Source organism: Mycolicibacterium vulneris (assembly GCF_002104765.1).
Lineage (GTDB): Bacteria > Actinomycetota > Actinomycetes > Mycobacteriales > Mycobacteriaceae > Mycobacterium > Mycobacterium vulneris.
This window is the reverse complement of record NZ_NCXM01000003.1, coordinates 243749-264974: the sequence shown is the minus strand read 5'-3', so window position 1 is coordinate 264974 and position 21226 is coordinate 243749. Positions and strand designations below refer to the sequence as shown.

Annotated in this window: 20 protein-coding genes, 1 tRNA gene and 3 pseudogenes; 11 read left to right on the top strand and 13 right to left on the bottom strand. The window is 67.9% G+C overall.

Translation table 11 applies throughout. From position 1 onward, the window contains the following. Positions 1-80: 80 nt before the first annotated feature. A complete protein-coding gene (locus B8W69_RS04560) occupies positions 81-1721 on the bottom strand; it encodes an FHA domain-containing protein (RefSeq protein WP_085288752.1) in 1641 nt (546 codons plus the stop codon). Positions 1722-1974: 253 nt separating this feature from the next. On the opposite strand from B8W69_RS04560, the gene B8W69_RS04555 reads away from it, so the two are divergent. Further along, a tRNA-Leu gene (locus B8W69_RS04555) sits at positions 1975-2057 on the top strand. 79 nt (positions 2058-2136) lie between these two features. Here the strand turns inward: B8W69_RS04555 and B8W69_RS04550 are convergent. From B8W69_RS04550 to B8W69_RS04520, 7 genes and pseudogenes are all read right to left on the bottom strand, one after another. Then, positions 2137-2495 (bottom strand): annotated as a pseudogene (locus tag B8W69_RS04550) (nuclear transport factor 2 family protein). Between the two features lie 41 nt (positions 2496-2536). Continuing rightward, complete coding sequence (locus B8W69_RS04545; RefSeq protein ID WP_085288751.1) at positions 2537-3034, bottom strand: DinB family protein; 498 nt, start codon at positions 3032-3034, stop codon at positions 2537-2539. Between the two features lie 187 nt (positions 3035-3221). Next, a pseudogene (locus B8W69_RS31210) lies at positions 3222-3389 on the bottom strand (GNAT family N-acetyltransferase); the annotation flags it as partial. 21 nt (positions 3390-3410) lie between these two features. Next, positions 3411-3740 (bottom strand): GNAT family N-acetyltransferase, encoded by a 330-nt coding sequence (locus B8W69_RS04535; protein ID WP_085288750.1) that lies wholly within the window; start codon positions 3738-3740, stop codon positions 3411-3413. Continuing rightward, complete coding sequence (locus B8W69_RS04530) at positions 3727-4722, bottom strand: pirin family protein (RefSeq protein WP_085288749.1); 996 nt, start codon at positions 4720-4722, stop codon at positions 3727-3729. The genes B8W69_RS04535 and B8W69_RS04530 overlap by 14 nt, the downstream gene beginning before the upstream one ends. Positions 4723-4785: 63 nt before the next feature. Further along, entirely contained in the window at positions 4786-6168 is a 1383-nt protein-coding gene (locus tag B8W69_RS04525; protein WP_085288748.1) for an acyl-CoA dehydrogenase family protein, read from the bottom strand. A 94-nt stretch (positions 6169-6262) separates the two neighbouring features. Further along, positions 6263-6679, bottom strand: a complete 417-nt coding sequence (locus tag B8W69_RS04520) for a WhiB family transcriptional regulator (protein WP_085288747.1) — start codon at positions 6677-6679, stop codon at positions 6263-6265. 144 nt (positions 6680-6823) lie between these two features. Between B8W69_RS04520 and B8W69_RS04515 the strand changes: the two genes are divergently transcribed. From B8W69_RS04515 to B8W69_RS04490, 6 genes are all read left to right on the top strand, one after another. Next, positions 6824-7609 carry a helix-turn-helix domain-containing protein gene (locus tag B8W69_RS04515; RefSeq protein WP_085288746.1) on the top strand — a complete coding sequence of 262 codons (786 nt, stop codon included), beginning with the start codon at positions 6824-6826 and terminating at the stop codon, positions 7607-7609. Next, positions 7606-8427: a C40 family peptidase gene (locus B8W69_RS04510; protein WP_085288745.1), complete on the top strand. Its 822-nt coding sequence runs from the start codon at positions 7606-7608 to the stop codon at positions 8425-8427. The genes B8W69_RS04515 and B8W69_RS04510 overlap by 4 nt, the downstream gene beginning before the upstream one ends. A 48-nt stretch (positions 8428-8475) precedes the next feature. Continuing rightward, on the top strand, positions 8476-8841 hold the full coding sequence (locus B8W69_RS04505) for a DUF4226 domain-containing protein (protein WP_085288744.1): 366 nt from the start codon (positions 8476-8478) through the stop codon (positions 8839-8841). A 135-nt stretch (positions 8842-8976) separates the two neighbouring features. Then, positions 8977-10422: a DUF4226 domain-containing protein gene (locus B8W69_RS04500; RefSeq protein ID WP_085288743.1), complete on the top strand. Its 1446-nt coding sequence runs from the start codon at positions 8977-8979 to the stop codon at positions 10420-10422. 50 nt (positions 10423-10472) lie between these two features. After that, entirely contained in the window at positions 10473-10790 is a 318-nt protein-coding gene (locus B8W69_RS04495; RefSeq protein WP_007771671.1) for an ESX-1 secretion-associated protein, read from the top strand. Next, a complete protein-coding gene (locus B8W69_RS04490) occupies positions 10787-11098 on the top strand; it encodes a DUF2694 family protein (RefSeq protein ID WP_085288742.1) in 312 nt (103 codons plus the stop codon). Before B8W69_RS04495 ends, B8W69_RS04490 begins: the two co-directional genes overlap by 4 nt. 24 nt (positions 11099-11122) lie before the next feature. Here B8W69_RS04490 and B8W69_RS30490 read toward each other — a convergent pair whose 3' ends face one another. Then, a complete protein-coding gene (locus B8W69_RS30490; RefSeq protein WP_165762549.1) occupies positions 11123-11266 on the bottom strand; it encodes a hypothetical protein in 144 nt (47 codons plus the stop codon). 82 nt (positions 11267-11348) lie between these two features. Here B8W69_RS30490 and B8W69_RS04485 point away from each other — a divergent pair, with 82 nt between their 5' ends. Then, positions 11349-13007 carry a DUF5632 domain-containing protein gene (locus B8W69_RS04485; protein ID WP_085288741.1) on the top strand — a complete coding sequence of 553 codons (1659 nt, stop codon included), beginning with the start codon at positions 11349-11351 and terminating at the stop codon, positions 13005-13007. Between the two features lie 72 nt (positions 13008-13079). Beyond that, entirely contained in the window at positions 13080-13400 is a 321-nt protein-coding gene (locus tag B8W69_RS04480) for a DUF2710 family protein (RefSeq protein ID WP_065029483.1), read from the top strand. Between the two features lie 234 nt (positions 13401-13634). On the opposite strand, the gene B8W69_RS04475 is transcribed toward B8W69_RS04480, so the two are convergent. Then, entirely contained in the window at positions 13635-14408 is a 774-nt protein-coding gene (locus B8W69_RS04475) for a TIGR03084 family metal-binding protein (protein ID WP_085288740.1), read from the bottom strand. 50 nt (positions 14409-14458) lie between these two features. Beyond that, positions 14459-15791: pseudogene (locus B8W69_RS04470) on the bottom strand (MFS transporter). A 100-nt stretch (positions 15792-15891) separates the two neighbouring features. Between B8W69_RS04470 and B8W69_RS04465 the strand changes: the two are divergent. Beyond that, complete coding sequence (locus B8W69_RS04465; RefSeq protein WP_065029486.1) at positions 15892-16497, top strand: YqgE/AlgH family protein; 606 nt, start codon at positions 15892-15894, stop codon at positions 16495-16497. 33 nt (positions 16498-16530) lie between these two features. On the opposite strand, the gene B8W69_RS04460 is transcribed toward B8W69_RS04465, so the two are convergent. Beyond that, entirely contained in the window at positions 16531-16872 is a 342-nt protein-coding gene (locus tag B8W69_RS04460; protein ID WP_085288738.1) for a hypothetical protein, read from the bottom strand. Positions 16873-16937: 65 nt separating this feature from the next. Further along, positions 16938-18131: an LpqN/LpqT family lipoprotein gene (locus B8W69_RS04455; RefSeq protein ID WP_085288816.1), complete on the bottom strand. Its 1194-nt coding sequence runs from the start codon at positions 18129-18131 to the stop codon at positions 16938-16940. Between the two features lie 185 nt (positions 18132-18316). Between B8W69_RS04455 and leuS the strand changes: the two genes are divergently transcribed. Next, positions 18317-21226, top strand: a complete 2910-nt coding sequence (gene leuS / locus B8W69_RS04450) for a leucine--tRNA ligase (protein WP_085288737.1) — start codon at positions 18317-18319, stop codon at positions 21224-21226.

Below are 21226 nucleotides of genomic sequence, written 5' to 3'. Positions count from 1 at the left end.
CTCCGAGCACATCGGCTACGTCACGATACTTGGACGGCGGACGACACGGGGCGAAGCACGGCAGCGTTAAGCCCAGTGGCTTAGTGGATCCGGACGATGATCTCCGAATGGCCCAAGCGGATCACGTCGCCGTCGGCCAACTGCCACTCCTGGATCGGTGCGTTGTTCACCGTGGTGCCGTTGGTCGAGTTCAGATCCGACAGCAGCGCGACCTGTCCGTCCCAGCGGATTTCGAGGTGACGCCGTGACACGCCGGTGTCGGGCAACCGGAACTGGGCGTCTTGCCCGCGACCCACGATGTTCGATCCCTCGCGCAGCTGGTAGGTACGCCCGCTGCCGTCGTCGAGCTGAAGAGTGATCGTGGTCCCGCCGGCGCCGTAGCCGCCCTGGTCGTAGCCGCCGTAACCACCCTGCTGGCCGTAGTCGGCGGGCTGCCCGTAGTCGGCTGGCTGGCCGTAGTCAGCCTGTTGGCCGTAGTCGGCCGGCTGGCCGTACTCGTACTCGGGGCTGGCGGCGTCGGGGTAGCCCCCGGCCTGGCCGCCGTACGTTCCGCCCTGCGCGTGCTCGGAGTACTGGGTGTACTCGGCGGACCCGTAGTCCTGGCGGCCGTATCCGCCCCCCTGCTGGTAGCCCTGGTCGTATCCGCCACCCTGCTCGGGGTAGCCGGGTCGGTGTTCGGGCGGCGCGTAGCCGCCCTCCTCCGGGCGGGCCGGACCGCGACCGTAGTCGCCGTATCCGCCGTATCCCTGCTGGCCGCCGCCCTGCTGACCGCCGGGAGGGCCGTAGCCGCCGCCCTGGCGGTAGCCCTGGTCATAACCCTGGCCGCCGTAACCGCCGGGAGCGGGTGGACGCTGCTCGTACGACTGCGGATAGCCGCCCTGACCCTGCTGGTCGGGGTAGCCGCGCTGGTCCGGGTAGCCCTGCTGCGGGGGGTAGCCGCCCTGACCCTGCTGGTCGGGGTAGCCGCGCTGGTCCGGGTAGCCCTGCTGCGGCGGGTAGCCGCCGCCGTGCCCCTGCTCGGGATAGCCGCCCTGCTCCGGGTAGCCACCCTGCTCGGGTTGGCGGGGCGGCGGGTAGCCCTGCTGAGGCGGGTAGCCCTGCTGCTCGGGTGGATATCCACCGCGCTGGTCGGGTGCTCCCTGCGGGTCCGGGCCACCGCGCGCGTCGTCCTGCGGATGCCCGTAGCGGTCGTCGTAGTACTCGTCGCCGGATCGGCCCGGCCCCTGAGCCCCGCGGTAGCCAGAATTGTCAGTCATTGGTGCTACTCCTCGTTCTTCGCCGAACGCGTTATTTGATTGTGGCCGGACGGGGTCGTGGACCGTCGGGCGGGGCTGGACATCGGGGTTGACAGCACCGCGGGCGCGGTACTGGCCGGTGCGCAGGTTCGACGACTGGTCGAACCGAACGACCACCTCACCATACGTTTGCCACCCCTGTTCGTGGATGTAGTCAGCCAAGTACCTCGCGAAAGCGCTCGACGTGAGATCCGAATCGGCGCTCACCTTCTCGAAGTCGTGCATACCGAGGGTAATGATGTATTCGTTGGGGGCCAAAAGGCGGTTTCCGTGGAGCTTCTGGATCCCGTCACGCGCTTCGCGGCATAACAGGGCTTCGACCTCCTGCGGAACGATCGATCCGCCGAATACCCGGGCGAAGGCATTGTCTACCGTCGCCTCGAGTTTGCGCTCGATCCGCGCAACCAGCCCCCGTTGGCTACTCATGTCCTACCGTTCGCGTGCACTTGCCCTCAGGTATTGCCGGTGGACGGCAAACGAATCACCTCGGTGCTGGATCACTTCCGCATGGTATCGGCACACCGTGTCGGCGCGGCACTTTCGAAATCGTGAGAATTGCATCGGCCCAGCTCAGACAGGTGTCGGCCGACGGTTGCACCGTTCCGTGCGGCTTCGGGGCCCACTTCGGCGGTTCGGGGATCAGGCCATTAGAGTGATATGGTCCATCGGTTGTTTTTCCGGGCGAGTGGCGGAATGGCAGACGCGCTGGCTTCAGGTGCCAGTGTCCTTCGGGACGTGGGGGTTCAAGTCCCCCTTCGCCCACACTGAGCGGTTCAACGAAAAGTCACGGCCTCGAAAGAGGTCGTGGCTTTCGTGTTTTGTGGGTGGGTGTGGCGGAGCGCTACGAGTCGGATATCCGATAGGTTCCGTGGCCCTCGATGACCGCGTCGTCCCGGAAGGTCAAGACCTCGTTGACCGGGCCGCCGTTCTGGTTGCGGACGCGATGGCGATCGTGTCGATGCCTTGGTAGAGGCCGTCAACGGAGAACCGCAGATCCGGAATGCGTGTGACGGCCTCGGTCCAGTACCGCCGCAACGCGGCCTTACCGCGGACCACGCCGCGCGTTTCCGGAAAAAGTTTGGCGGCCACCGGCGACGTGAACACGACGTCGTCGTGGAAGTCGGCGAGAACGGCTTCGACGTCGTGGGCGTTCCAGTTGCGCACCCACCGTTCGCTGAAAGTGACCGCATCGACATTCATGCCGGCACTCTGGCTTTGGGGCTTCAGCTGCCGGCGCCAGCTCATAGTTGGCGGCGAATGTCGAGGAGGTGGTGCTGCAATTCGTGTGCGGTGTGCACCGCAACCCAGCGTAACGACCGCTCACTGGTCTCGGGATAGTGATAGACCACCGTGCGCTCCCAGTCGTCGCCGGCAAGCCGTGCCAGCACATTGCTGAAGAGCGTTGCGGCGTCGCTGAGTTGGCGGGCGACCTCGAGGGGATCTTGCTCGTTGTAGCCGTCGTGCTCGGCACGCTCTTCGCGGCCCATAGACACGCAGTCGGCGCCGTTGGCGCGCCGCGCCGCGAGCACCCGTTCGCGCTGCACGAGCAGCACATCGCGCAGATGGCACGCGTACTCCAGCGGAGACCAGATGACGGGTTGTGCCCGCCGCCGCACGCCGCCACCGCTATTACACAGAAGCGAAACAACTTCGGCGGCAGTGGCGCGGATGTCATCGCCGGCGGATGTGGCTTGCCGCAGGTCGTATCTGAAACCGCATCCCGCGCAGGGGTCCGTCACCAGACCATCATTTCAGACCCTTCCTGCGCGAAGCGCCAAAATGGTTGCTGGCGCGGCCGATGCAGCGGCCTGGAAAGTTGTTGTGGAGGCGGCAAATAGAAGACACCGCCGCCCTTCGCAGTGAATGCGCCACGCCATAGCAGGCCGAGACGAGCGGGGCAGCGCGTCCGGGGTCGCGCGACGGTGCACGCTCCAGCGCGTAAAGCGCCATCCGGCGGTTCGGCATGTCGTGTTCGCCGAGGAATTCGCAACCCAGGAACTCGCAGAGCCGCCGCACCGTCGTGTTTCGATGGTCGGGATCGAACGTGATCCGTTGGCACGCAGGGTCAATGTCCAGGATGCTGGCGATGACCTTGCCCGATTATCACTTACCGCGCTACGAGCGCACCCACTGCGTAATCTCTGGAGTGACCGCGTCGGTGATGTCATCGAATTCGGGATGCTTCTTGAGCACCGTGCCGATCATCGAGCACACCGGAACAATGCGCTTGCCCTCATCCCGCGCCTCGTTGAGCGCCTCCTCGACAAGGATTGTCGCCAGCCCACGTCCGCCATACGCCGGATCGATTTCGGTGTGATAGAAGACGCGCTGATTGCCGCGGTCGGCAAAATCGGCCAGCCCCACCGCCTTACCCTCGACGGCGATCGTGTACTTGCCGTCCTCGAGAGTGACCGTGGCTTCGGCGCCGGTCTTATCGGTTGTCATCTGTGTTTCCCTTTCTTTGCGGTGTAGGTCGGGGCCGCAGCCGGGCGGTCGGCAGCGGTGGGGCGGGCAGTCGGGCGAGCGCTCCCCGGTATCCATGGACGGCGCCGAAACGGTCGTCGGCGTCCTCCCACAGTTGTCGGTAGTTGGCGATGTCCTCGTGGCTTCGCCCGACGAAGTTCCACCACATCACCAACTCTTCCGTGAACGGCGTGCCGCCGAGCAGCAGTACCCGCCCGGGGCCCTCCCCCGCATTCTCTACCTGCAGCCGGGCCCGGCCGGGACTCCGGTACGCCAATTCGGCGATCGCCAGGGCTGCCCCATCCACGTGTACGGTCCCGGAATCACAGAGCACCCCGTGCTCGAAGGCCGGGTCCACGCCGAAGTCCAGCGCGGCCCCGGCGTCAAGGTCGATCTGGGCACCCACCAACGGCGTAGCCGTCGGCACCGGCGATCGGCCGCCGGCCAGCTCGCCAAGAAAGACCCGCGCGGTTGCGCCCGGCAGCGCAAGGGGCGCGGGTGCGTAATGGGCGAAGTCACGTCCGGTGTCGCGATCGGCTGCGGGCAGCGCGACCCAGAGCTGGACGCCGTGCAACAGCGCGCCGGAATCGAGTGAGACTTCCGAATGGCAGATGCCGGCCCCCGCGGTCATCAGGTTCAGCTCGCCGGGCCGGACAACCGCGTGCACGCCGGCGCTGTCGCGGTGCTCCACTTCCCCACTGAACAACCAGCTGACGGTTTGTAGTCCCGTATGGGGGTGCGGCGGGACGTCCATTCGCCCGGCGACCGGACCGTAGCGGTCGATGAAGCACCACGCCCCGACCAGCGAGCGCTGTCGCTGCGGAAGGATGCGTTGCACCCGGATCGCCCTGGGGCCGCCCAACGGAACCTCTCGCGGCCGCAGAACTTCCACCATCGCCGAGGCATCAAATTGTTGTGAAGCGGCGCAGGCGACTTCGGCCGGCGCGGCTTCGAGATTGCTCATCCGTCCACCCTCCGTCGCGGGGCCTCGCGCAAGCGCCGTCCTCCGCGACGGTACCCGCCACGCCTATTTGCGCGGGGGCCGCAGCACTTTCATGGCCAGTCGCATGACGGGCTCGGGCACGCGATCCTTCATCGACAGGGCGCTGTCGGCTGCGCGGGAACGCAGCGGGGTGCCCCGCCCGAATACCCGGTTCAGCGGTCCCCCGGACGGCTCGAGCACCACATGCAGCGGCGGGGTACCCACGGCGGCACCCAGCGCGTTGGAGATGACCATCCGCTGGATCTCGCTCGTTCCTTCAAAGATGGTGTACAGCTTGGCGTCCCGATACCACTTTTCCACCGGATGATCGGTGATGTAACCCCAGCCGCCCATGGTCTGGATAGCGCGTTCGGTGGCCTTGACCGCGACTTCGCTGGCGGCCATCTTCGACATCGAACCCTCGCCCCGTTCGAAGGGAACGTTGTTGGCCGCCATCCACGACGCACGCCAGGTGAGCAGCCGGGCGGCGTCGATCTGGGTGGCCAGCTCCGCCAGCGGGAACGCGATGCCCTGGTTGTCAATGATGGGCCCGCCGAAGGCCTCTCGCTCGGTGGCGTACGTGGTGGCGTACTCGAGCGCCGCGCGGGCGATGCCGATGGCCTGGGCGGCGACCATGGGTCGGGTCTGCTCGAAGGTGCCGAGCGTCGCCGAGCCGGACCGCTTCCCGCCCGCCACGACTTCCCTGGCCTTGGCGAGCTTGTATTCGAGCTTTTCTTCTCCGCCAAGCAGATTGGCGCCCGGAACGCGCACTCCTTCGAAGAGCAACTCGGCGGTGTGAGAGGCCCGACAACCCAGTTTGTCCAGTTTTCGCACCAGCTTCAGTCCGGGCGTGCCGCCCGGCACCACGAACAGTGCCTGACCGCGATGGCCGAGCTCCTCGTCGACCACCGCGTTGACCACGTGCACGTTGGCGATGCCACCATTGCCGATCCACATCTTGTGGCCGTCGATGATCCAGTCGTCACCATCGCGGCGCGCATGGGTGCGCAGGTTACGCACATCGCTGCCGCCCTCGGGCTCGGAGATGGCCAGGGCAGCCAGCTTGAGATCTCCTGGTGTGCCGAAACATTCGGGCGCCCACTCCAGCATCTGCTCCGGCGACGCGGCCTGGCCGATGGCGGAGAGCGCCAGCGCCGGCATGACGATCGCCAAGCCGATGCCCGCGCAGCCCCAGAACAGCTCCTCCATGAACATGGGCAGCGAGATGCCGGTCGGGTCGCCGATCAGGTCGCGGTAGAACAGCGGGCTGTAGAACCCCCGCTGGGCCGCCTCCTCGAGTACGGCCCACGGAAATTCCTGTCGCTGGTCGTAGTCGAGTGCGACTGGGCGTATTACGGATTCGGCGAACTCGTGTGTGCGCCGGGCAAGGTCGTGTTGTGCCGCCGTCGGGGTCAGGTCGAACGTCATGGGTGCGCCTCTAGGTCGACAGACTGGTCTTGCCGACCCCGACTACCCCGTTGACCGGCTCAGCAAACTGCCGCCGCGGGCTTTCGGCGAAATGTCAGGCAGCCGAACGGGGTTTGACTTGGGCCAGCGGCAGGTGCAGCACGACCGCGGCCACCGCGACCGCTTCGTGCTCGTGGCGTGCCAGCAGGGCTGCGTTCTCGGGTAGCTGCCGGGCATTGATCTCGCCGGAGGCGATACGCCGCAGGACGTCGTGTGCGTGAGCGAGCTGGTCCCGCTTGCGGTATTGGCCTCCCGGTAGCTTCACCCCGGCCCACACGCCGTACTCCTCGCGGTGGGCGATGGCGTGGGCGGCGCAACGGCGCTGCTGTGCCAGCGGGCAGCGACGCAGGCACTGGATCCGCGCCTCGGTGGCCGACCGCTCGTATGCGCGCGCCTTCGCGGCGCCGTCACCACTGTCGTCGTCGGGGTAGCCGAACCACAGTTCCGGGTTGGCTGCGCAGGGGTGTGCCATTTCGGTCTCCTTGGTCGAGCGTGAAACGTAGATGGAAGCGTATACAAAACGTGAAGCCGGGCGCAAGAGAAACGAGACAGAAACGTATATACCGATATCGAAGGCGCTGGCTGTGTAATATCCGGCCCATGGCCGGAGCGTGCGGTGACCCGTGAATCGGCCGGTGCGGCTATCCGCGCGCTACGGGAGTCGCGCGATTGGTCACTAGCCGACCTCGCCGCCGCGACCGGGGTCAGCATCATGGGACTGAGCTTTCTCGAGCGTGGCGCCCGCAAGCCGCACAAAAGCACAGTTCAGAAGATCGAAAACGGCCTTGGCCTGCCGCCTGGCACCTACTCGCGGCTGTTGGTGGCCGCCGATCCGGACGCCGAGCTAGCGCGTCTGATGGCCGCCCAGCCGCCGGCCCCCATGCCCACGCGGCGCAGCGGACCGGTGGTGGTGGACCGTCACAGCGACACAGAAGTGCTGGAAGGCTATGCCGAAGCGCAGCTCGATGCCCTCAAATCCGTCATCGATCGATTGCCTGCGACAACATCAAACGAATATGAGACGTATATTCTGTCTGTGATCGCGCAGTGCGTGAAGGCAGAGATGCTCGCAGCCAGCTCGTGGCGGGTGGCCGTGAACGCCGGCGCCGACTCGACCGGTCGGCTGATGGAGCATCTGCAAGCCCTGGAGGCGACGCGCGCGGCGCTGCTGGAGCGGATGCCCACCAGCTTGAGCGCCCGTTTCGACCGGGCGTGCGCGCAGTCGCCCTTGCCGGAGACCATCATCGCGGCACTGGTCGGCGTGGATGTCGACGAGATGTGGGACATCCGCAACCGGGGGGTGATCGCGCCGGGTGCTCTGCCCCGCGTCCGCGCCTTCACCGACGCGGTCGAGTCCGGCGAAACCGAGGAAAGCCGAGCCGACGACGAGGGGGCGCCGTGAGTCAAACCGAAGTCGAGGCATTGAGCCGCGCCCATCAACTGTTCGCCGGCGGCACGCATCCGTCGTTCCTGGACGCGGGCACCGCGCACTACCGCAACGTACTGCAGCAAGCGGCCCGGCTGAGCGACAAGATGGCGCACGGCGGTTACCAACTCGCGGTGGACCACAGCCGGCAACGCCTCACCGCGGCGGCCGGCATCGACGCCGCGGCCTCTGACGTCATCGCCGGCGCGCACCGCGATCGGGCACAGGCCAGCGACGTGACCCGAAGCGTGCTGGATGCGGCCCGCGCGGATGCCGATATGCCCGCGACACCACTGGCTCAGCGGGAGGCCATGCGGCGCCGCGCGACTCGCCTGCGGGCCCAACGGGCGCACGTCCTGTCGGCGCGCTTGCGTGCTCGACAGCGCTACGCGGAACTACTGGCCTTGCGCTATCGGCTCCGGCATGACCGTCGGTTCGGGATAGCGGGACTGCCGAACGGTCGCGCCGCACTCGCGGTGCGCGCCGCCTTGTCTCGCTTGGGCCGGCCGTATGTCTGGGGCGCGACCGGACCCGACCAGTTCGACTGTTCCGGGCTGGTGCAGTGGAGCTATGCGCAGGCCGGCATCCATCTGGATCGCACCACGTATCAGCAGATCAACGACGGCATCCCGGTGACCCGTGCCCAGGTGCGGGCCGGTGATCTGGTGTTTCCGCATGCCGGCCACGTGCAGCTGGCGATCGGGAACAACCTAGTCGTGGAAGCGCCCTATTCGGGCGCCTCGGTGCGAATAAGCCGACTGGGCAACAACGTTGCGATCCGCCGACCGATATGACAACCCAAGACCGCCCGGCAATGCGGGCACGACGAATGGGGTGAGCCGATGCCGGAACAACAACCGGGGCCCTCGTTAGAGGCCGTCGAGGCGCGACGGTCGGCGCTGGCGAGTCAGCACGGCACCGCGTCGGAAGCTGATCAGGTGCTGACCGAGGTGCTGACGGGGGCTCACGAGGCAGCCCGCGAGAGCATCCGGCGATTGGACTCCATCGCCGAGCAGATCGACCACGCGACCGTGAACCAGGCGGACCTCGCGCTCGATACGCCCATGGGGGCGCGCGAGTTTCAGAAATTCCTGATGGCCAAGCAACGCGAGATCGCCTCGGTCGTGGCCGAAGCGCGCGAATTCGCCCAGTCGAAAAGGGCTGTGTTACAGAGCCTCCGGGCCCAATACGCCGCCGACAGCGGTTAGCCAGAACTAGTCCACACCGTGCGATGCAGTGAATTGTCGGCGGCGATGCCTCTGAGTACTGTCCCCGAACATGGAGGGGTCGCGTCGTTTCCCGCAGCAGCGTTCGGGCAGGCTGCGGCGCCGCCTGCCCGGCTGATGTCGGCGTATGACGACCTGCTTGCCGCGGTCAAATACGTCCGAGACCGTACCGGTGACCCGAACGCATGGCAGACGGGATTGGCGCCCGCCGAAGTGACCGCCGTGATCACGCCGACCACTCGCCCCGAAGAGGTCGAGGCGATCCTGCGCAAGATCCGGCAGCAGCACGCCGGCGTCTTCGGCGCCGCAACGGCGGCCGTGCAGCGGCCGTCCGCCGGAACCTCGGCACCGCCGGATCGCGAGACGGGCGCCGCGGCCGATGCCATTGCCAATGCCGAAGCCGCTCTTGCGCAACAGAATTCGGCGAGCTCGCAGCTGGACATGCAGGTGGTCTCGGCGATCCTGAACGCACACCTGCGTGCGGTCGACGGCAGAGAAGCCCTGACCAAGTTGCAACATGAAACCGAAGCCGCGGTGCGGACCAGGTCAGACCTGGACACCCCGGCGGGGGCGCGGGACTTCCAGCGTTTTCTTATCGGCAAGCTCCGAGACATCCGCGAGGTCGTCCTGAACGCCAGCCTGGACGACACGTCGAAGTCAGCGTTGATGGCCGCCTGGACGTCGCTGTACGACGCCTCCAAAGGGGAACCGCATGCGCCAGGCGAACAGGCGCGGGCCGCGGTGCCGGTTGGTGATACATCCGCGGACGACGCGACCGATGATCTCGACGCCGGATGGGATCCGCTGCTGGACTCGTTGTTGGCCGACGATGACGACCTGTCCGGGGATGTGCCGGGTCCGGATTCGGGCGCCGCCGCGGCGATGCCGACCGTACCGCAGCCGCCGATGACGCCGGCCATGCCCAACTTTGGTGGTGGCTCACTGCCGGGGCTCGGCTCCATGCCGACGATGGCCGGTTGGGAGCCGGGCGGCCTTCCGCTCTCCGGACCAGATGGTGGCGACGGGGCCGATCCGGCTCTTCAGGATCTTGCCGATGAGGAACTGCCGGACGACCAGGGCCAGGACCCGGGAGCGCGCGATGCCTCGGACGAGGCGGCCGACGGCACCGACGCCCAGCACGGCACGTCGTCCGATGAGCCGCCGGCCGGTCCGACACCGGTGACCTTGCCCGACGGGGAAACGGTGACCGCCGCCAGCCCACAGTTGGCGGCCGCGATCATGGCCGCCGTCGCCGGTACCCCGATCGCGGAGGCCTTTCAACAGCAGGGAATGACCATTCCGCCAGCGGGAACGGCGGTGCCCAGCCCCATCGATGCCCTCCAGGTCGCACCCGGCGATATCGGGATGTTAACCGATCGTCACGCACTCGCCCTCGGCTCCGGCAAGGCGCTTCTCGATGGCCAAATTCAACACATCGCCACCGTGAGCGGGCCGACCTTCCTAGGCTGGGAGCATCCGCCGGCGGCGGCCGCGGCAATACCGACGCCGGCCAAGCCTGACCCACCGACACCTACCCGGCCGGCGACCTCGTCGACCGCCTGACAAAAATGAATCCGCCGGCACAACCGGCGGTCGTCAACAGGAGACAGCGGATGGCAGATTCGATTCATGTAGTGCCTGCGCACTTACGTCAGGCTGCCGCGCATCACCAGGACACCTCGGAATACTTGCGCACCGTTCCGTCGTCGCATGCGGCGATCCAAGAGAGCCTCGACTCGCTCGGGCCGATCTTCAGTGAGCTGCGCGACGCGGGCCGGGAGCTGCTGGAACTTCGACGCCAGTGTTATGAGCAGCAGGCTGCCGACCACGCCGATCTGGCCGACAAACTGACGGTTTCGGCGACGATGTGGGAACAGCACGAGCAGGAGGCGGCAGGGAAGTTCGGCGACATCGTCGACCGCGGTCGATGACCGACGCGAATCCCGCTTTCGACACCGTTCACCCGAGTGGACACATCCTCGTCCGCTCTTGCCGCGGCGGCTATATGCACAGCGTCGCGCTGAGCGAAGAGGCGATGGAGACCGACGCCGAGACGTTGGCGCAGGGCATTCTGCTGACCGCCGACGTGTCGTGCCTCAAAGCGTTGCTGGAAATTCGCAACGAGATCGTCGCGGCCGGGCACACCCCCTCCGCGGAGGTTCCGACCCACCGGGATCTGGATGCGGCCATCGAAAAGTTGCTGGCGCACAAACTACGTCGCCGAAACGGTGTGATTTAAAGGGCTGTCAGGCGAGCTGCCGGCCTAGCGCAACCACGGCTTAGCCACGCTGGGATCGGGAGCGATACCGGTCGGCGGCTCTACCGGATTGGGGCCGAACAACTCTCGCGCGCGAGCGAGCATGGTGCGCACCTCGTCGAGTTGCTGCTGCAGTGCAGAATCAGCCATGGCCTTACGCTACCCAGGGCCTTGCGACCGCACAATTCACTGACCGCACAAGTCGCCCGCCGGATCCCGGTACGCTTAGCCGGTGGCGGTCTTCGGTCGGATGTCGGCGCGCCAGCGCCTCCGGAGAGCTACCCGGGAATCACTGGCGATGCCGGCTTTCAGCTCCCCTATCGACTGCACCCCGTGGGTGACAGGCGGGTTGTGGCCTGCCGAATTGTCGACGGTGACGCCCGAAACCGCCACCCTCGCGGAGTATCTCAAGGCCGACCTGGAACGAATTGCTCGCGCCGCCAACGACGAACTGAAGTTGGTCAAGCGATCGGGAATGACGGACCTTTCCCGTCGGGCGGCGGAGGCGCGGGTCATCGACGCCGCCCGCGGCCGTGCGGTGCGCCGAGTCGAATCGACCATCCGCTATTTGCACGCGGTGCAGAGCGGAATCCAAGCTCCCGTTGCTCCCCCACCGCGGGTCGAGCCATCCGACACGGACCTGGAAAAGACACAGGTGCTGCCAACAATCCGCGAGGTGAAGCCCGTCGCCGAGGCGCCTCCGCCGAGTCCGCCCGAGTCCACCCCGCGGCCGGGCACACGGCGCAGTCGTCGAGAGTCCGCGGAACAGACCATCAGCGACACCGGCGCACCGCAGGCAGCCGGGCCCAAAGCCCCTGCCGACGACGCGGCCCGTCGCAGCGCCGATGCGTCACATCTCGACCAGACGCAAATCATCCCGGTGGTCAGGGACGAGCCGGTTTCGCCGACGGCGGCCGAGCCTGCACCCGAGCCGACCCCGGAGCTGACCGATTCCGGTCGCCACCACGCGGTCGTCGACCCGGAAGACGAAGACGAGCCTGTCGCCGCCGCCGATGCAACGCATCTCGACGAGACGCAGGTCATCCCCTTGGTCACGCGGGCGGAGCCGGTGTTCGAGGCGCCGGCGCAGCGCGCGCCCGAGCCGGCCCCGGAGCTGAGCGATTCCGGTCGCCACCACGCGGTGGTCGACGAGGCGATCGTCGCAAAGGCGGAGCCGGCCGGGCAGAAACCCCCGGTCGACGTCACTCCCGCCGCCGAGGCCGAAACCACCGCCTTCGCCGCCGCCCGGCCGCAGACCGAAAAGCCAACGCCGTCAACAGGATCCGATGGCGAGCGGCTGAATCGGCTGCTCGAGTTCGTGGTCCGGCAGGAGCCACGTGTGAATTGGGCGATCGGAGACCGCGCCGACGGCACGACGGTACTCGTCACCGACCTTGCTCACGGGTGGATACCGTCGGGAATCAGCCTTCCTGCGGGCGTGCGGTTGTTGGAGCCCGAGCGGCGCACCGGCAGGGTGGACGCGCTGATCGGAGAAACGGCGCGCGTCGTCACTTACGCTCCCGGTGATTCGCTGCGCCGCTCGGTCGACTTCGCCGCGACCAGGTCGTCGGTGGAGCCGCGCACCCTGCCCGCGATCGATGATTTGGCGAGCGTACTCAGCGCGACCACCCGCAGACGTGACGATCTGCCCAAGATCGTGCCGAGGTTGGCAGAGGCGGCCGCCGCGGGAACGGTCGTCGTCGACCAGGAGGTCGACGTGCTGCGGGTGCATCTCGATACCGCGCGCTACCAGCTCCTTGTTCAGTACCCGAACGTCAATCCCGCGCTCCTACTCAAGTGCCTGTTGATGGCCGCTACCGAGGGCATCGCCAGCGGCGACGCGGTGTCCGCGAACTACCACCTCGCCTGGTATCAAAAGCTCGGCGGGTGAACGCGCGGCGGGCCGGCCGCACACCTGCTCGCGTATGAATTGACGCTGGTCGGAGGGGTCGACGATACTGTCATGGTGGCGGGTTCGGGCAGTCGCGCGAATCTCAGCGAGAAGGATCTCGTCGAATCGGTTCTTCGGGAACTGAGCGAGGCGGCCGACAAGTGGGAAGCCCTTGTGGCGCAGGCCGAAGCGGTCACCTACAGCGTCGATCTGGGCGACGTCCACGCCGTCGCGAATTCCGACGGCCGGTTACTCAAACTGACGTTGCACCCCGGGGTGATGACCGGATACGGCCACGGAGAGCTGGCCGAACGACTTAACCTCGCGATTACCGCGTTGCGCGAGGAGGCCGAGGCCGAGAACCGGGCGAGTTACGGCGGGCCGCTGCACTGACGCGTTTCACGCGCTCATCGACCGGGCTTGACCTGAAGGGCCCCGGCTCTCTTGACGCGGTTCACGCGCTCATCGACCGGGCTTGACCTGATGGGCCCCGGCTCTCTTGACGCGGTTCACGCGCTCATCGACCGGGCTTGACCTGATGGGCCCCGGCTCTCTTCGCGCGTTTCACGCGCTCATCGACCGGGCTTGACCTGATGGGCCCCGGCTCTCTTCGCGCGTTTCACGCGCTCATCGACCGGGGCCGGGTGGCCCGGCGAAAGCCTGCGCGATCTGCAACCACCGCTGGGCGTCGGCGCCCTGGGCGGTGACATCGAGGGCGCTCAACGGACGCCGCTGGGTGACCAGGAAGCAGAAATCCTCCGCGGACCCACTGACCCGCTGCTCGGCGTCGGGTGGCCCCCAGGACCAGGTGTCGCCGGCGGGCCCGCGCAGCTCGACCAGGAACGGCTCGGCCGGTGGCGCCAAATTGTTGACGGCGAAGGCGAAGTCGCGGGTGCGCACCCCAAGGTGAGCGATCGACCGCAGGCGCTCGGTCGCGGGCCGCGTCACGCCCAGCGCGTCGGCGACATCGAGACCGTGCGCCCAGGTCTCCATCAGGCGCGCGGTGGCCATCGAGGCCGCACTCATCGGCGGGCCGAACCACGGGAGCTTGCGACCGGGCTGCACGGTGTGCAGCGCCTCGTGCAGCCGGCCTCGGGTGACCCGCCAGTCCGCGAGCAACTCGGCCGGCGCCAGCGCCGCCAGCCCCTCGGCGCCTTTGTCCACGAAACCCGCCGGGTCGGCGCCCGCGCCCGCCAACACCTCGGCGAAGCCAGCCTCGTCGGTGACGGCGATCAGGGCGACGCGATCCGTCCACAGTAGGTGGCCGATCTGGTGTGCGATGGTCCACCCGGGCGCCGGTGTCGGGTCGCCCCAGCGGTCGGAGGGCAACGGCGCGACCAGCTCGTCGAGCGCGTCGCTTTCGGCGCGCAGGTCGTCGATCATGGGCGCGGGGCCGGTCATCGGAGTCCTCGACTGTCGGCTGCGGCCGTCGGACACGTCACGTCTGTACCTTAACGATCGTTCGCTTGGTCGCCGCGGCGCCCGATGATGCTGTGCACGGCCAGTCCGATCAGGTAGAGCACCGATCCGAACAGCGCGAATGTGGGTGCGTGCCCGTCGTCGGGAATCAAGCTGCCGGCCACCGTGATCGAGACGATGAACGCGACCCAGAACAGTGCGTCCTGCACTGCGAACACATGCCCGCGAAGAGCGTCGTCGACGTCCATCTGGATCGCGGTGTCGGCGCAGAGCTTGACCATCTGCCCGGTGACGCCGAGCAGGAAGCCGCACGCGACCATGACCGGGAGAAGCAGCTCGGCGCCGGCGACCTCGATGATCGCCGACGTCGCCAACGCGCCGTTGGCCGTCGCGTAGCGCCCCCAGCGGCGGATGGCGGGCGGCGTCAGAACGTTGGCCAGGAAGGCGCCCAGGCCGGCGGCGCCGAAGAACAGTAAGGCGGTGCCGAATCCCCCGCCCTCGAGGTTGGGCATGTGGTGGACCAGCAATAAGACCAGCAGCGAGTTGATGCCGATGACCATCCGATGGGCGGCCAGGCCGGACAGGGTGGCGGCGACCGTGGGGCGCTGCGCCACCGTCCGTGCGCCGTGCAGCCAGCCGGTGATCACCGCGTAGATGACCGGCCCGTGGATCGCTCGCCAGGTGTCGTCGGGCCCCAGCACTCGCGCCCCGAACCGCAAGGACAACAGCAACGCGATCGACACGGGAACCGCCGTGAGGAACACGATCGCCGAGGCGCCCTTGTCGCTGGACCCGAAGATGAACCGGGGCACCAGCATGAAGTTTGCGCCGATGAACGCCGCGATGGCCCCGGACGCGGTGGCAACCGAGTTCATCGTCACCACCTGCTCGCGCGGCACCACGTGCGGCAGCGACGCCGACAGCCCGGACCCGACGAAGCGGGACAAGCCGTTGGCGAACAGGGCGCCCAGCAACAGCGGCAGATCCCCGGCCCGCACCGCCAGGATGGTGCCGATCGCGGCGAAGAGGATCAGCCGACCGCCGTTGGCGCCGACGAGCACCAGCCGCCGATCCCATCGGTCCATCAGCGCACCAGCGAACGGACCGAGCAGCGAGTACGGCAAGAACAGAACCGCGAACGCGCGCGCGATGGAGAGAGGGTCGGCGGCCCGATCCGGGTTGAACAACAGGGCGCCGGCCAGCGCCGCCTGAAACAAGCCGTCACCGAATTGGCTTGCGACGCGCACCTGCAGCAGCCGCCAGAAATCCGGCAAATCACGCACGGACCGCCAAATCTCGACGGGTGCACTGGACTGCATCCGGGTTGGGATCACCGAAACCGACTTCCACGATTGGGGCTGGCAAAGCTCGCGCGATCAGAGCCGTCCCAACAACAGTACAAATCTCCGTGGCCCACGCTCTCGATTGCCCCGGGCCACCATGCGCCGGATGCGATGATGGTGGGGTGCCGCCGCCGGAGGATCCAGAGGACTACGTCGCACCTGCCGCGCAACGGGTGCGTGCGGGCACTTTGCTGCTCGCCAACACCGATCTCCTCGAACCGACATTTCGGCGCAGCGTGATCTACATCGTCGAGCACAACGACGGAGGCACCCTGGGTGTCGTCCTGAATCGCGCCAGCGAAACCGCGGTGTACAACGTGTTGCCCCAGTGGACCAAGCTGTCGGCCAAGCCGAAGACGATGTTCATCGGCGGGCCGGTGAAGCGTGACGCGGCGTTGTGTCTGGCGACGCTGCGGGTCGGCGCCGATCCCCAGGGCGTGCCGGGCTTGCGGCACGTGGACGGCCGGGTGGTCATGGTCGACCTGGACGCCGACCCCGACGTGATCGCGCCGCTGGTCGAAGGGGTGCGAATCTTCGCGGGGTACTCGGGCTGGACGATTGGTCAGCTGGAAGGCGAGATCGAGCGCGACGACTGGATTGTGTTGTCCGCGTTGCCATCCGACGTGCTCGTCGGACCGAGGTCCGACCTGTGGGGCCAAGTCCTGCGTCGCCAGCCGCTGCCGCTCTCGCTGCTGGCCACCCACCCCATCGACATCAGCCGGAACTAGGGCTGCTGACGTCGGGCCCACCGGCCCTCTAGTTCACTGGCACGACTGCGTGCAGCCGGCGCAGCTGCCGGCGCAGGCGGGCGCCGCCGCTTCCTGGCGCAGCGCGAAGCGCGCGCTCTGCCACGAGCCCGCGGCCAGCGTTCCGAGCGCGCCCACCACACAGACGATGAGCACGACCAGCGCGGTCTCCGGGACGGCGGCTATCGCCACCGCGCCGCCGGCTGTCAACATCACCGCGGCCGCCAACTGAGTCGGCGCCATCGCGCGCAGCGCCAACGCGGTGGCACCGAAATTCCCGTTGTGGGCAAGCGACCAGGTGCCGAACCCCGCCGAGGCCACCGCCGCACACATGCACAGCACGCCCGCAATCAGCATGGGCTCACAATACGAGCCGGGTTAGCGGCCCGCACATCCGGCTCGGTGGGTGCCGGCGCCGTCCTCTAGTGCTGCAGGAACGAGAAGTTCGGTAGCGGGGGCAGGCCCGGCACCATGGCCAACAGGCTGGGGGTGCGCTGCGGGTTCGTCACGGGCGCCTGCGCGGGGAGCCCGCCCGGGGCCGCGGGGGTCGTCTGGGCAAGCGGTACCAGCGGCGCTGCGCCGGGTGCCGGGGCGGCAGGCGCAACCGGAGCCACAGCCGGTGCCGGAGCGACCGGGGCGACCGGGGCAGCAACGGGTGCCGGGGCGGCAGGCGCGACCGGAGCCACAGCCGGTGCCGGAGCGACCGGCGCGACGGGAGCGGCGGCGGGAGCCTGGGCGGGCAGTCCGACGGGAGAGGCGGCGGGGGCCTGGGCCGGCGCCGGGGCGGCCGCGCCGGGTGCGCTCACGCGGAATCCGTTGATGATCGCGTCGGTGGCTGGTGCGTCGGCGACGCTCACCGCGCGATCGGTGGTCACCGACAGCGACACGAGGTATTTGTCGTGTCCCGAGGTGGCGATGACGTGACGCCGCGACGTATTGAGCGTCAGATCACCGTCGCGGTAGGTGCCTTCGACGATCGACGACGGGAAGCCGCCGAAATCGGTCATCGCGCCGTTGGTGGGCTGCCACGCCAGAAGCTTCTGGCTGTCGACGTAGCCGTGGGTGATGGCCTCTTTCGGGTCGAAGTTGCCGACCAGTTTGTACACCACGACCTGCGCGTTCGACGAGTAAATGCTGCTGCCGTGCCGGTCGGCGATAACCGCGAACGCATCGGGCACGTTGGGATCAGGCACCTGGGTCCAGCGGGCGGGCACCGGCAAGGTGATGTCGAGTGCCTTGAAGCCCTCAGGCTTTTGCGCCTCGAGCTTCACGCCCTTCGACTGCAGGAATTCGTGGATGGTGCCGGACGTCGCGGGAGCGGGGACCGGAGCCGGGGCCGGCGGGGTGACCGCGGCCGGCGCCGCGGTTCCCGGAGCGATGGCGGTCGCCGGCGGGGCGATCTGGTTGCCGGCCGGCGGGGCCGCGAGGTATCTGCTCGGCGGCACCAACTCGGGCCCGAGGTTCTGCGGCGCCGGGGCGGGAACCGCGGGGACGGGTGCCGGCGCTGGGGGCGCAGGGTCTGCCGATGCCGCGCCGCCCGTGACAACCGCCAGGCCCATCAGGCCAGCGACCATACCGCCGAGGAGTGCCCGGTGGACGGGGACGATCTCAATCATCTGCGTCGGTCCTTCCAAAGGCGTCAGTACCAGAAGCCGTCGATAGTGGCTGACTGTAACTAGAGGTCAAAGGCGGTGAACAGGCTCGAAACACACCTGGGATGAACCTCTGATCGGCGCGCAACGGAACCGAGACCAACCTGTGGCCTGGGGACCCGCCGTGTCGGCCCTTATACCCTGTTCAGGTGACCGACTCCCCGACCGCTTCGCCGGCAAGCAGTTCCGGCGCCGCCGTGCCCGACTCCGATGCGCCGCCGCATCGCTACACCGCGGCGCTGGCGGGGCGTATCGAGGGCGCGTGGCAGGAGAACTGGGCGAAGCTCGGGACGTTCAACGTGCCCAACCCGGTCGGTTCGCTGGCTCCGGCAGACGGAGCCCCGGTCCCGGACGACAAGTTGTTCGTGCAGGACATGTTTCCCTACCCGTCGGGGGAGGGGCTGCATGTCGGCCACCCGCTGGGCTACATCGCGACGGACGTATACGCCCGCTATTTCCGAATGACCGGCCGTAACGTCCTGCACGCGTTGGGGTTTGATGCTTTCGGGCTGCCCGCCGAGCAGTACGCGGTACAGACCGGCACCCACCCGCGCACCCGCACCGAGGCCAACGTCGTCAACTTCAAGCGCCAGCTGGGACGCCTGGGCCTCGCCCATGACAGCCGGCGCAGCTTCTCCACCACCGACGGTGAGTTCTACAAGTGGACCCAGTGGATCTTCTTGCAGATCTACAACGCCTGGTTCGACACCGCAGCCAACAAGGCCCGTCCCATAGCCGAGCTGGTCGCCGAATTCGAATCCGGTGCGCGCCGCCTCGACGACGGACGGGACTGGGCCGGGCTGTCGGCGGGGGAGCGGGCCGATGTGATCGACGGCCACCGGCTGGTCTACCGGGCCGACTCGATGGTGAATTGGTGTCCCGGTCTGGGCACCGTGCTGGCCAACGAAGAGGTGACCGCCGACGGCCGCAGCGACCGCGGCAACTTCCCGGTGTTCCGGAAACGGTTGCGGCAGTGGATGATGCGGATCACCGCCTACTCCGATCGGCTGCTCGAGGACCTCGACGTGCTGGACTGGCCCGAACCGGTCAAAGCCATGCAGCGCAACTGGATCGGCCGGTCCACCGGCGCCAAAGCGCTGTTCGCGGCGACCGGGCGCGCTGGCGAGACGGTCGACATCGAAGTGTTCACCACCCGGCCCGACACGCTCTTCGGTGCCACCTACCTGGTGCTGGCGCCCGAGCACGACCTGGTCGACGAGTTGGTGGCGGCCTCCTGGCCGGACGGCACCGACCCGCGCTGGACGTACGGCGCCGCCACACCGGCTGAGGCCGTTGCCGCCTACCGGCAGGCGATCGGGTCGAAGTCAGACCTCGAGCGCCAGGAGAGTAAAGCCAAGACCGGCGTCTTCCTGGGCAGTTACGCGACCAACCCCACCAACGGCAAGCCGGTGCCGATCTTCATCGCCGACTACGTGTTGGCCGGATACGGCACCGGGGCGATCATGGCCGTCCCCGGCCACGACCAGCGCGACTGGGACTTCGCCCACGAGTTCGGCCTGCCGATCGTGGAAGTCATTGCCGGCGGCGACATTTCGGAGTCCGCCTACGCCGGCGACGGGGTGCTGGTCAACTCCGGCTACCTCAACGGGCTGGATGTGGCCGCGGCCAAAGAAAAGATCACCGCCCGCTTGGAGGCCGAGGGTCGCGGCTGGGCGCGCATCGAATTCAAGTTGCGCGACTGGCTTTTCGCACGGCAGCGGTACTGGGGCGAGCCGTTCCCCATCGTCTACGACGCCGACGGACGCGCGCATGCGCTCGACGAAGCCGCACTGCCGGTCGAGCTGCCCGACGTCCCGGATTACTCGCCGGTGCTGTTCGACCCCGACGATGCCGACAGCGAGCCGTCGCCGCCGCTGGCCAAGGCGACGGAGTGGGTACACGTCGAGCTGGACCTCGGCGACGGCCTCAAGCCTTACAGCCGGGACACCAACGTGATGCCCCAGTGGGCCGGCAGCTCCTGGTATGAACTGCGCTACACCGATCCGCAAAACTCGGAACGGTTCTGCGACAAGGAGAATGAGGCCTACTGGATGGGTCCGCGGCCGGCCGAGCATGGGCCGCAGGATCCCGGTGGCGTCGACTTGTACGTCGGCGGCGCCGAACACGCGGTGCTGCATCTGCTGTATGCGCGGTTCTGGCACAAGGTCCTCTACGACCTGGGCCACGTGAGCTCGCGGGAGCCCTACCGCCGACTGGTCAACCAGGGCTACATCCAGGCCTTCGCCTACACCGACGCGCGCGGCTCGTACGTGCCGGCCGAGGAAGTCGTCGAACGGGACGGTGGCTTCGTCTACCCCGGACCTGGGGGAGAGGTGGAAGTCTTCCAGGAATTCGGGAAAATCGGGAAGAGCCTGAAGAATTCGATCTCACCCGACGAGATCTGCGACGACTACGGCGCCGACACGCTGCGGGTCTACGAGATGTCGATGGGCCCGCTGGAGGCATCCCGGCCCTGGGCCACCAAGGATGTCGTAGGAGCCCACCGCTTCCTGCAGCGCGTGTGGCGCTTGGTGATCGACGAGCAGACCGGCGACACCCGCGTGGCCGACGGTCCCGCACCGGAGTTGGCAACCGACACGCTTCGAGCGCTGCATCGCACCATCGCCGGAGTCGCGGAAGACTATGCCGCACTGCGCAATAACACCGCCGCGGCCAAGCTGATCGAATACACCAACCATCTCACCAAGGAGCACCGCGACGCGGTGCCCCGCGCGGCGGTCGAGCCGCTGGTGCTGATGTTGGCGCCCCTGGCCCCGCATATGGCCGAGGAGTTGTGGCTGCGCCTGGGTCACCAGACACCGCTGGCGCACGGGCCGTTTCCGGTCGCCGACCCCGCCTATCTGGTCGACGATACGGTGGAGTACCCGGTGCAGGTGAACGGCAAGGTGCGCGGCCGGGTGTTGGTGGCCGCCGACGCCGATCAGGACACCCTGAAGGCCGCCGCGCTCGCCGACGAAAAGGTCCAGGCGTTTCTGGCGGGCGCCAACCCCCGCAAGGTGATCGTGGTCCCCGGCCGCCTGGTCAACCTCGTCGTATAA